Annotated in this window: 5 protein-coding genes; 3 read left to right on the plus strand and 2 right to left on the minus strand. The window is 59.2% G+C overall.

Going from position 1 to position 12,660, the window contains the following annotated elements; translation table 11 throughout:
* Nucleotides 1-77 precede the first annotated feature (77 nt).
* Nucleotides 78-3,788, minus strand: a complete 3,711-nt coding sequence (gene metH, locus ACTJLA_RS17575) for a methionine synthase (protein WP_060764679.1) — start codon at nt 3,786-3,788, stop codon at nt 78-80.
* Nucleotides 3,789-3,955: 167 nt separating this feature from the next.
* On the opposite strand from metH, the gene ACTJLA_RS17580 reads away from it, so the two are divergent.
* Complete coding sequence (locus ACTJLA_RS17580) at nt 3,956-6,247, plus strand: fatty acid cis/trans isomerase (protein ID WP_440841716.1); 2,292 nt, start codon at nt 3,956-3,958, stop codon at nt 6,245-6,247.
* Nucleotides 6,248-6,329: 82 nt separating this feature from the next.
* Nucleotides 6,330-7,352 carry an acyltransferase family protein gene (locus ACTJLA_RS17585; RefSeq protein ID WP_440841718.1) on the plus strand — a complete coding sequence of 341 codons (1,023 nt, stop codon included), beginning with the start codon at nt 6,330-6,332 and terminating at the stop codon, nt 7,350-7,352.
* Between the two features lie 17 nt (nt 7,353-7,369).
* On the opposite strand, the gene ACTJLA_RS17590 is transcribed toward ACTJLA_RS17585, so the two are convergent.
* Nucleotides 7,370-8,629 (minus strand): SET domain-containing protein, encoded by a 1,260-nt coding sequence (locus ACTJLA_RS17590; RefSeq protein WP_371264144.1) that lies wholly within the window; start codon nt 8,627-8,629, stop codon nt 7,370-7,372.
* 3,307 nt (nt 8,630-11,936) lie between these two features.
* On the opposite strand from ACTJLA_RS17590, the gene nfuA reads away from it, so the two are divergent.
* A complete protein-coding gene (nfuA, locus tag ACTJLA_RS17595) occupies nt 11,937-12,521 on the plus strand; it encodes a Fe-S biogenesis protein NfuA (protein WP_003190728.1) in 585 nt (194 codons plus the stop codon).
* Nucleotides 12,522-12,660: the final 139 nt, after the last annotated feature.

Raw genomic sequence — 12,660 nt, forward strand, 5'->3', positions numbered from 1 at the left:
ATCGGTCCGACACAGGAAATCGCATTGAGTCATCGTAGGTGCGGTAAACGGTTACCGCAGCCAGTAGCAGCGTTACCTCAGTTGTCGTAGCCCAGATTCGGCGCCAGCCAACGCTCCGTCACGCTCAGGTCCTGGCCTTTGCGTGCCGTGTAGCTGGTGACCTGATCCTTGTCGACCTTGCCCACGGCGAAGTACTGCGCCTGTGGGTGGGCAAAATACCAGCCGCTGACCGCTGCCGCCGGGAACATTGCGTAGTGCTCGGTGAGGAACACGCCGCTGCGACCAGCGTGCATTTCGCGGGCTTCGGGGTCGAGCAGTTGGAACAGCTGGGCTTTTTCGGTGTGATCCGGGCACGCCGGGTAGCCGGGGGCAGGGCGTATGCCGCTGTATTGCTCCTTGATCAGCGCCTCGTTGTCCAGTTGCTCGTCCTTGGCGTAGCCCCAGTGTTCTTTACGCACTTGCTGGTGCAGCCATTCGGCGCAGGCTTCGGCCAGGCGGTCGGCGAGGGCCTTGACCATGATCGAGTTGTAGTCATCGCCCGCGTCCTGGTAAGCCTTGGCCACTTCCTCGGCACCGATGCCGGCGGTGGTGATGAACCCACCGATGTAATCGGTCACGCCGCTGTCCTTGGGGGCGACGAAGTCGGCGAGGGAGAAGTTCGGTTTGCCGTCGGTCTTGATGATCTGCTGGCGCAGGTGGTGCAGCCTGGCAATAGGCTGGCCGTCGTCGCCGTAGACTTCCAGGTCGTCATCCTGCACTTGGTTGGTCGGCCAGAAACCGAACACCGCACGGGCGCTGATGAGTTTCTCGTCGATCAACTTCTTGAGCATTTCCCGGGCATCGGCATACAGCGCGGTAGCCGCTTCACCGACCACCTCATCGGTGAGGATGCGCGGGAACTTGCCGGCCAGGTCCCAGGAGATGAAGAACGGCGTCCAGTCGATGTACTCGGCCAGGACGTTGAGGTCGATATTGTCCAGTACCCTGGCGCCGGTAAAGGTTGGCACCACCGGGGTGTAGCTGCTCCAGTCGAACTGCGGCTTCTTGGCGATTGCCGCCGGATAGCTCAGGCGCTCGGTGCGCGCACTGCGGTTGGAGGTGCGCTCACGTACGTCAATGTATTCCAGGCGGGTCTTCTCGACGAAACCGGCCTTCAATTCCTTGGACAGCAACTGGGTGGCCACGCCCACGGCGCGGGAGGCGTCGGTGACGTAGATCACCGCGTCATTGCTGTACTTGGGCTCGATCTTCACCGCCGTATGCGCCTTGGAGGTGGTGGCGCCACCGATCATCAGCGGCAGGTGGAAATCCTGGCGCTGCATCTCGCGGGCCACATGCACCATTTCATCCAGGGACGGCGTGATCAGGCCGGACAGGCCAATGATGTCGCATTTCTGCTCCTTGGCCACCTGCAGGATCTTCTCCGCCGGCACCATCACGCCCAGGTCGACAATGTCATAGCCGTTGCAACCCAGCACCACGCCGACAATGTTCTTGCCGATGTCATGCACGTCGCCCTTGACCGTGGCCATCAGGATCTTGCCCTTGGCTTCGGGTTTGTCGCCTTTTTCCAGCTCGATGAACGGAATCAAGTGCGCCACCGCCTGCTTCATCACCCGGGCGGATTTCACTACCTGGGGCAGGAACATCTTGCCGGCGCCAAACAGGTCGCCAACGATGTTCATGCCCGACATCAACGGGCCTTCGATCACTTCGATCGGGCGTGCGAACGACAGGCGCGACTCTTCGGTGTCTTCGACGATGTGCGTGGTGATGCCCTTGACCAGCGCATGTTCCAGGCGCTTGTTGACCTCCCAGCCGCGCCATTCCTCGGTCTCGGCTTCCTTGACGCTGCCGTCGCCCTTGTACTTGTCGGCAATCGCCAGCAGGGCGTCGGTGCCCTCGGGTGTGCGGTTGAGTACTACGTCTTCGACGGCGTCACGCAGCTCGGCGGGGATCTGGTCGTAGATCTCCAACTGGCCGGCGTTGACGATACCCATGGTCAGGCCCGCACGGATCGCATGCAGCAGGAACACCGAGTGGATCGCTTCGCGCACCGGGTTGTTGCCGCGGAACGAGAACGACACGTTGGACACGCCACCGGAGGTCAGCGCATACGGCAGTTCGTCGCGGATATAGGCACAGGCGTTGATGAAGTCGACGGCGTAGTTGTTGTGTTCTTCGATGCCGGTGGCGACCGCGAAGATGTTCGGGTCGAAGATGATGTCTTCCGGCGGGAAGCCCACTTCATTGACCAGGATGTCGTAGGAGCGCTTGCAGATTTCTTTTTTGCGCGCTTCGGTGTCGGCCTGGCCGGCTTCGTCGAACGCCATCACCACCACTGCCGCGCCGTAGCGCTTGCACAGCTTGGCGTGGTGAATGAACTGCTCTACGCCTTCCTTCATGCTGATGGAGTTGACGATCCCCTTGCCCTGGATGCACTTGAGGCCCGCTTCGATCACTTCCCACTTGGAGGAGTCGATCATGATCGGTACGCGGGAGATGTCCGGCTCGCCGGCGATCAGATTGAGGAAGGTCACCATGGCCTTCTTCGAATCCAACATGCCTTCGTCCATGTTGATGTCGATCACCTGGGCGCCGGCTTCCACCTGCTGCAGGGCGACTTCCAGGGCTTCGGTGTAGTTGTCTTCGCGGATCAGGCGGGCGAACTTGGCCGAGCCGGTGATGTTGGTACGTTCGCCGACGTTGACGAACAACGAACTGCGGTCGATGGTGAACGGCTCCAGGCCCGACAGGCGGCAGGCCTTGGGAATGTCCGGGATCGGGCGCGGCGCGTAACCGGCCACGGCCTTGGCGATGGCTTCGATATGCCCCGGCGTGGTGCCGCAGCAACCGCCGACGATGTTCAGGAAGCCGCTTTGGGCGAATTCTTCGATGACCTTGGCGGTTTCTGACGGCAGTTCGTCGTACTCGCCGAATTCGTTGGGCAGACCGGCGTTGGGGTGCGCCGACACATGGGTGTTGGCCTTGTTCGACAACTCCTCCAAGTAGGGGCGCAGTTCGCTGGCGCCCAGGGCGCAGTTCAAACCGACCGAGATCGGCTTGGCGTGCGCCACGGAGTTCCAGAACGCTTCGGTGGTCTGGCCCGACAGGGTACGGCCGGACGCGTCGGTGATGGTGCCGGAGATCATGATCGGCAGTTCCACGCCCAGTTCCTCGAACACCCCTTGCACGGCGAAAATCGCGGCCTTGGCGTTAAGGGTGTCGAAGATGGTTTCGATCAGGATCAGGTCGGCGCCGCCTTCGATCAGGCCCTTGGTGGCTTCGGTGTAGTTTTCCACCAGCTCATCGAAGGTCACGTTGCGGTAGCCGGGGTTGTTCACATCCGGCGACAGCGAGCAGGTACGGCTGGTCGGGCCCAGTACACCGGCGACAAAACGCGGCTTGGCCGGGTTCTCGTGGGTTTTGGCGTCGGCCACCTTGCGCGCCAGGCGTGCGCCTTCCACGTTCAGTTCATAGGCCAGTTCTTCCATGCCGTAGTCGGCCATGGAGATACGCGTGGCGTTGAAGGTGTTGGTTTCAAGAATGTCGGCGCCGGCGTCCAGGTAGGCTTTTTCAATGCCGCCGATCACGTCCGGGCGGGTCAGCACCAGCAGGTCGTTGTTGCCCTTGACGTCGCTTGGCCAATCGGCGAAGCGTTTGCCACGGTAGTCCTGCTCCTCGAGCTTATAGCTCTGGATCATCGTGCCCATGCCACCGTCCAGGATCAGGATACGTTCCTTGAGGGCTTGGTGAAGGGCTTGCAGGCGAGCGCTACGATCGGGCATGGGACTACTCTGGTCAGGCATTACGGAGGGCGTGAATCATAGCAAACCTGTGCCGATTTGGAGCATGTCCGGGTTGTGCATGAATATCGCTCATGTTGCTGGCGGTCATGGCCCGGTAGAATCACCGCCATTTCACAGACCGCACGCCTTGAATCGGGACCCGATACATGTCACTTCGTTTGATCGTCAGCGCCGTCCTGGCCTTGATAGCCAGTACTGCGCAGGCAGAGGGTCCCGCTTCGGCGATTTCCTATACCCGCGATATCCAACCGATCTTCACCGAGAAATGCGTGGCCTGCCACGCCTGCTACGACTCCGCTTGCCAGCTCAACCTGGGGAGCGCCGAGGGCGCCGCACGCGGGGCAAGCAAAATGCCGGTGTATGACGGCGAGCGCAGCCAGGCCACGCCAACTACGCGGTTGTTTTATGACGCATTCGGTAAGCAGGCGTGGCAGCAGAAGGGCTTCTATTCGGTGCTGGACGCCCAGGGCAGCCAGGCTGCGCTGATGGCGCGCATGCTGGAGCTGGGGCACAACGCGCCGCTGGCGCCCAATGCCAAGCTGCCCGACAACATTGTGCTGGGGCTCAACCGCGAAAATATGTGCGCAACGCCCGGAGAGTTCAATGCCTATGCCGGCGCTCACCCCAAGGAAGGCATGCCGCTGGCGGTCACCGGCCTGACCGATCAGCAGTACCAGACTTTGCAACGCTGGCTGGCCTCCGGCGCGCCGATTGACGAGCAGGGCCTGGCGCCGAGCGCCAGGGAAGCGTTGCAAGTGCAACAGTGGGAAAACCTGTTCAACCAGCCGGGCGCCCGGGAAAGCCTGGTGGCGCGCTGGCTGTTCGAGCATTTGTTCCTGGCGCATATCTATTTCGAGAACGGCGAGCCGGGGCATTATTTCCAGTGGGTGCGTTCGCGTACGCCCAGTGGCCAGCCGATTGACCTGATCGCCACCCGCCGCCCCAACGACGACCCCGGCACCCAGGTGTACTACCGCCTGTGGCCGGTGCAGGGCGTGATCGTGCATAAAACCCACATCACTTACCCCTTCAGCGCGGCGAAGATGGCGCGGATCAAGGCATTGTTCTACGCCGCCGACTGGCAAGTCACGGCCTTGCCAGGCTACGGCCCCGGCAGCCGCGCCAACCCGTTCGCGACATTCGAAGCCATCCCGGCTAAAGCGCGTTACCAATTCATGCTCGATAACGCTGAGTACTTCGTGCGTACCTTCATTCGCGGGCCGGTGTGCCGTGGGCAGATCGCTACGGACGTGATCCGCGATAACTTCTGGACGCTGTTCCAGGACCCCGACCATGATCTGTACGTCACCGATGCGCGTTATCGCGGCCAGGCCACGCCGTTGCTGGCCATGCCCGGGCAGAATGACGACGTGGGCAGTGTGCTGAGCCTGTGGCTGGCCTATCGCGACAAGCGCAACCAGTACGAAGCCTTGCGCCGTGACAACTATGCAGACCTGCCGGCGCCGAGCTGGTCGACATTGTGGGCGGGCAATGACAATGCCTTGTTGAGCATTTTCCGCCATTTCGACAGCGCCTCGGTGACCAAGGGCCTGATTGGCGAGGTTCCGCAGACGATGTGGCTGTTCGACTACCCACTGCTGGAACGCACCTATTACCAGTTGGCGGTGAATTTCGATGTGTTTGGCAACGTCTCGCACCAGGCCCAGACCCGCCTGTATTTCGACCTGATCCGCAACGGTGCCGAGCAGAACTTCCTGCGCCTGATGCCCGCCGACACCCGCGAAGACTTCATGGACGACTGGTACCAGAACAGCGGCAAGCTCAAGCTGTGGCTGGACTACGAAGCGATTGACGATGACAAGGCCAGTGGTTTGCACCTGAGCGAAAAAGACCCCAAGCGTGACTTCGCCAACCAGTTGCTGACCCGCTACGGCCATTTGAACGCCAGCCCCGACCCGATCAACCGCTGCAGCGGCGCGTTCTGCTCCCGCGACGGCATCGACCCGGCCTTGCAGGATGCCGAACAAGCGCTGAGCCGCCTGACCTCGCGGCCGGCGGCAGGGCTCAAGGTGATCGAGCAATTGCCCGAAGCCACGATGCTGCGCATCGAAACTGCCAGCGGCAAGCGCGAGGTCTACAGCCTGCTGCGCAACCGTGCCCACAGTAACGTGGCGTTTCTGCTGGGTGAGGCGTATCGCTATCAGCCGGGCCTGGACACTGTGACCATTTACCCTGGCGTGCTCAGCAGCTACCCGAACTTCATGTTCAATATCCCGGCCCGGCAAGTGCCTGAGTTTGTCGCGCAGATGGAGCAGGCCAAGGACGCCAAGAGCTTCGAGAAAATCGTCGACCGCTGGGGTGTGCGGCGCAGCCATCCGTTGTTCTGGCAGTATTTCCACGACTTGTCGCAGTACATCCGCGAAACCACGCCGGTGGAAGAGGGTGTATTGGACATGAACCGCTATGAGAACCTATAACGAAGTGCATTGATCCGGTCATTTCTCCATGTGGGGCTGAAGCAGTCGGATATTTACCTACAGATTGGAAAGGGGTAGGCCGATGCTGATTTCAGTGCAGTTGTTGCGCGCGTTGGCTGCATGGGTGGTGGTGGGTCACCATGTCATGCAGCTGTTTTTCAACTTCGAGGCCCACAACGCCTTCGAGGACCTGTTGGTCGAAAAGGGCGGCGCCGGGGTGGACGTATTCTTCGTCATCAGTGGCTTGGTGATTTTCCTCGCGAGCGCCGATAAAGCGCTCACGCCCTGGCGCTTCATGCTGATGCGCGTGGCCAGGATTGCTCCGGCGTACTGGTTCTATACCGTGCTTTTGGCTGTGCTGGTCACGGTCATGCCCTGGATGTTTCCAGACGTTCAGCTAGAACTGGGTCATGCGCTCCTGTCGATGCTCTTTATTCCCGCGCAAAACCCGGCGGGCTACGGCGTGTATCCACTGCTGGATGTGGGCTGGACACTGAATTTCGAGATGCTGTTCTACTGCCTGTTTGCTGTTGCGCTGCTGGTGCGTGAAGCCTATAGGCTCTGGGTGGTGGCGGTACTGCTGTATCTGCTGTGCTACGTCATTGGCCCCGCCTTTGACTTGGCCGATGGGTTTTACCGTAATGACATTGCTCTGGAATTTCTCATGGGCATGGCAATCGGCATACTTTACCGCCGCGGTCTGTGCCGAGCCAGGCCTTGGCTGGCGTTGCTGGGTGTCGTCGCGGCATTGGCAGCGATTTACCACGGCGCGGATGTACCCCGAGTATTGGAATGGGGAGTGCCCAGGGCCGTGTTAGTGATCAGTTGTGTGGCGCTGGAGCCTTACTTCCATGGTTCGCGCTTGATAAAACTGCTGGGGGACTGCTCCTACTCGGTCTATCTGCTTCACGTACTGGTGCTGTGTGCTGGGCGCTGGGCCATCGAACACAGGGCAATAGACCCCTACGCAATGATACCGGTGTGCATCGCCGTCATTGCGCTGGGCGCCTTGGCCAGTTATCAAGTGTTGGAGCAGGCTACGCATCGCAGGCTCAAACATTGGTTTGGCATTGATGATGCGTTACCCATAAGGCAAAAGCATTAGGACTGCTGTTTGGCGGCTCAGGGCCTCACGTACTTCCAGTAGGCTTTCCCATAGTCCATCAGCAACTCGGTCCCGGCAGGGATGTCCCGCCAAGCGACTATAAACACCATGTATTTGCCTACGTACAGGGCGCCGACATTTTCGATGCCAACGTCGGGCAGGTTGGGCACCTTGACCGCATTGATCAGGCTCAGCGTATTGCTGTTACCGTGGCCGCTGATAGTCGCGCCATGAGTGTGGGTTTGGAATAAGTACGTGCCGACGGCCGCTTCACCTTTTTCCAGTATCTCGGTATTGAGCGAGGCTTGATTCAAGTGCACCTTGCCGGTGTACGGCCCAATGACATCAAAACGTTTTATATCGGTTCGGGCCACCACCGACAGGCCACGCTCCGGGCCCTCGGCCAGTTTCCTGACCTCCAGCAGTCGATCGAGTTTGCGATGATGGTTGCCTTCTTTAGAGATCCAGTCGCGGATACTCTTGGTTGCAGCCTCTTTGACTTCGACGTGTTGCAGCCCTGTGAACTCGTCAAAAAACTGGTTGGCGTCGGTGATCTCTATGTTTTGCAACGGACCTTCAAGTTCAAGGGTCAAGCTGCGCCTGACGTCGTTGGGGTCTTGCAGAATTGGCGCATTATTGTTGATTTTATGATCAAAAGACGCGGTGATTGAAGTGGATCGGCGCCGCGTGGTTGCGGTGTCGTCCTCCAGGCGCGGACGTTTTGAGCTGCTTGCGGTGGGCGGCGCAGGCCGCTTCCTGGCCACAGGCTCGTCCAGCGGGCTTCTTTGTCCGAACAGCCACCTTTCTCTACCGGCGCGGGTCATGCTGCCATTGTCATTGACGTAGTTGCTCCAGATAACCGGATTGAGGTTGTTCTGCTCGACAAATGCGTGCATGGACACCCTTGAATTGGGGGCGTTGTAGTGCTTGTTCCACTCTTGCAGGTGTTCGGGTTTCAGGTCGTCGAATTGTTCACCCCTGGCGTATTTGGCCAGTACCTTGCCTGCCGCTCTATAGGTGCCATCAAGGTTTACATGCTCGGCAAGGGCCACCGGGTCCAGGTTATGGTCGGCGGCGAAGCCCTCAAGGGTGAGGTTGTTGCGCTCGCGCTGGGACGCCTTGCTCCAGTGCTCCATATGCTCGTAAGTGACGCTGGTGCGGGCGGTTCCCGCGCGGTCTAGCATCTTTAGCCCCCGAGGTGTCAGGGTGTTGCGGCTGTTGACGAACTGCCGAAAGGCGCTGGGGTCCAGGTTGTAAGTGCTGACGAACTTGTCCATGGTTTTTTTCAGGGCGTCTTCACTGGCTTCGGTCCATTTCAACAGCACTGAGGGCGTTACAACGCTTGGCGCATCCGGCGCGCCGCCCGTGAGCTTGATCGGGCCTGAATACCAATGACCGGGTTCCACCGACGACAGCGTGATCGACAAATCCCGGTTGGTCCTCGGATTGACCAGCACGATAGAAAAGCTGTTGTCGGCGCTCGTGGCGGCCTCCTGAATGAACCCATAGGAGTTGTCGCGGATCTGGTACACCGCGATTTTGCCCTTGTCATCGACATTACAGATGAACTTCTGGTTGTAGTCCGCCCGGGAGAAGATACCGCGCGCGTCGGGCTTGAGGCCTCTGATCAACTCTGGGTCAACCGCGTACTGACGGATCAACGGGCTGCTGTTGCTGATGACCGTGATCGGTTCTCTAAAACGCGGCCCGAAGGCTTGGTTGGACGCGGTATCGATCAAGCGATAATCCGGCGCCTCGAGGCTGCCGACGTTGCGCATTGGGACATTGGCGAAGCCGTCCACGGTAAACAGTTGATCGCCCGCCTGCAGCGGCTTCCAGCTGTCAGGGTCGACCGAGCGCATATGCCTTGCGGCGATCGCCCCATCTCGCAGTTGGGCGATACCCCGTTGTGCATGGCGCATCAGTTTGTGGCCCAGCTTGAGCAAACCAAAGCGCGCGAGCCTGAGCAGGCTTGGTAGGGCGGCCAGGGGGTTGAGTTCCTGGAGTGTGGCGATCACCAGTTTTCCGGTCAGTTTCGCCAGTTTAGGCAATGCCAGGCGTAGCCCGGTTTTACCCGCCTGGATGAGCAAGCGAGTCGAGCCAGCCACATACCGCCCCACCGGCAGCGCGAAAGCCACGATGTCGATGAACAGGCTGGCGACGCCGGATTTGATGCGCTGAGGATCGCCGGAAGCGATGTCGTCGATGCCGCCCCAGAACGGCACAAATATCTTGCCCCAGAACGCCAAGTCTTCGAGTACCTCAGCGGGGATGTCTACTTCCCGTGTGGCTTTACGGGTTTTTTCCAGCAGGGCCTGTTCGTCGCAGAAAAACAGCTCGCGGGCAATCATGCTCGCCAGGGTTTCACTGCGCGGCGCATACAGCGTGTTGGGCGCGAACGATTGCATACGCGGCCCTGCGTCGATGGCAGGCAGTGTCTCGCCGACTTGTTCAACGATCAACTCGGCTTTTTTGCCTGGTCTGGGCGCTTTGTTCTCGCGGTAGGCCTCGCGATCAAATGGCACATCGGTGGCCAATCGGTATTTGCACCAGCTCATGGCGTCGCGTAGCTCTACCACTTTGCCGTTCAGCGGTAGGCTTTGCAGGTCTTTACGTCGACGCAGCAGACCGGCGAAGGGGAATACCTCGATGTAAATGGCATGGAAGGGCGAGCGGGGCTTGACGATGCGTAGGATAAAACCTGTCCGGTAACGAATGGCATCGGTCTTGGCTTTGGTTTCATATTCGATGGGCACCTTGTTCAGGGCCTCTCTTAATGAATACACGGTGATCTCGTCCTGATCCACATTCAGAGTCGCGCTGCCCAGATGGGCAAGCAGTGATTGGATTAAGGTCTTATAGGCGTTTCTCGGCACCTGGAGGGCTTCGTGAAAGGCTTTGTCGTACTCCGTGTCCGAGGCAAAGCGCCAACGGCTGGGCAGCTTGAGTTTGAGGTTCTGAACCGCGTTGAACATCTCATATTCATGCTGCTCCAGTGCAGTGACGGCCTGGGTGAGCTCGTCGCGGGAGTGGCCCGACGATCGGTTGGCGATCAGGCCGTTGGCCTGTGCCCATTGCACGGTGGGGCCCAATTTGGCCGCTGCGACCAGTGCCTGTTGTTTGATGTCATCGCCACTGGCGCGAAAGTGTTCCGCCGCCAGGTTGAGCAATTGTTCGAAACTCATGTGGCGCGATGAGCCAGGTGCAATCGTTTCGGCCAGCAGAAAGCCGCTTCTGAAATTGACCCAGGTACTGGTGGCAGCGTAGGGCAGGTCATCGGGAATATCGGCCACCCACACTTCACTGGCGACATTGGCCTTGATCACGCACACGGCCAATAGCGCTGCGTCAGTGCTGATCGACAAGTCGTGGTGATAGCGGCTGATCAGGTGTTGGCGGATCGTCCTATAAGATGCCCCCGGCGAGATGAATAACTTCAATTCGTTATCCACCGGCGAGTCGGGGTTGGGGATGATCGTCAGCCACAGCGCGCGCCACAGTAATTTCACCCGTACCGGGTCTGGGCAGATTTCGTCCTGTTGGCTGCCATACCAGTCCAAGGCCTTGGCGATCCGTTCGCCCAGCGCCAGGTTATCGGGGCTATTGAGCAATTGCTCAAGCAGCACGGTGGGGGTGGTGGTGAGCATGTCCTGTTGTGAGGCGGTAAATGTTTCGGGCAATACATGACGGAACAGCGATTGACGTGTTTGTGTTTCGATCTGGCGGATAACCTCTTTGATTTTCTGGTCGGCAGGCGCATCCAGCAAGTGCTGCAAATCGCTGAGGTCGCCTTCGTGTCCGAGTTTTCTCAGAGTGTGGTGTTCCTGCAAGCCAGCGAGAACCGCTTTCCACTGTTCGCGGGTTTTGGGCTGTGCCGGGATGATCGAGTAATACTTGAGCACCAGGTCAAACCGCACCGAGCCATCACTTTTAAGGCCGTTACCCACACGCCGGTTGATATCCAGCAACACGTCGGCGTCGATATACCAATAGGTGGGTATATGGCGCAGGATCACCGAATGGTCGGCGATGCTGAACGTCTCGGCAGGGTCGGGTATCGGTGCGCGCACGCTGCTGAGCATGGTGGAGAGCAGGTCGTAAAGAAAGTCCCGGCCGAGAATGGAAGCATCTGGTTCGGGCTTTTCCCGCAGGAACTGCTGAAAGTCTTCATCGGCTTCCAGCTTTGCCAAGACACGAAAGGCTTCCTTGCATTCGCGATGCAGTTCGCTGTTGTGCGGCGGGGAGTAGTACACCTCGGCGGCGGATGCCGTCAGCGAGCTTTGTGCCGTCACGAAATCAATCAGATGGTCCAGATGCGCTTGCTGTTCCGGCAAACCCTTGAAATAGAAACTCTGCAACGCGTTATTCATTCAATCCTCACAATCCGTAGTCGAAGAGGATTCACTCTATTGAGCCGGGTTTTGCGGGGGGGGCTATATAGGTAGGCACAGGTTTTTGCTGAAATGGCCAGGTGTCACGATGCGTCAGGTCAACAGAGACAAGTCTTTCCCGACAAAAATACTAGGACTTTGTACCTGCGTAATAATTTGGCGTAAACTGCGGGCAAGCCTGTGAGGAGTTTCCATGACTGCCATAACCATTACCGACGCCGCCCACGATTACCTGGCTGACCTGCTGTCCAAGCAGAACACCCCGGGTATCGGCATCCGCGTCTTTATCACCCAGCCCGGCACCCAGTACGCAGAGACCTGCATCGCGTATTGCAAGCCCGGCGAAGAAAAGCCTGAAGACACCGCGCTGGGGCTCAAAAGCTTCACCGCGTATATCGACGCCTTCAGCGAAGCCTTCCTTGACGACGCAGTGGTCGACTACGCCACCGACCGAATGGGTGGCCAGTTGACCATCAAGGCCCCCAACGCCAAGGTGCCGAACGTCAACGCCGACAGCCCGGTCAATGAGCGTATCAACTATTACCTGCAAACCGAGATCAACCCGGGGCTGGCCAGTCATGGCGGCCAGGTAAGCCTGATCGACGTGGTGGATGACGGTATCGCCGTGTTGAAGTTCGGCGGTGGTTGCCAGGGCTGCGGCCAGGCGGACGTGACCTTGCGTGAAGGCATCGAGCGTACTTTGCTTGAGCGTATTCCGGAGCTCAAGGGTGTACGTGATGTGACCGACCACACGCAGAAAGAAAACGCCTACTACTGAGTAAGGTGTTCACTGCGAACATAAAAAAACGGCGCCCCGTGAGCGCCGTTTTTTATTATTTAAATTCAGAGAGTTGCAAGATATATCTGACAAAGCAGATCAAGTGTGGGAGCTGGCTTGCCTGCGATGGCGGTGTGTC

This window comes from Pseudomonas sp. 22072 (genome assembly GCF_052046095.1).
Taxonomy (GTDB): domain Bacteria; phylum Pseudomonadota; class Gammaproteobacteria; order Pseudomonadales; family Pseudomonadaceae; genus Aquipseudomonas; species Aquipseudomonas paracarnis.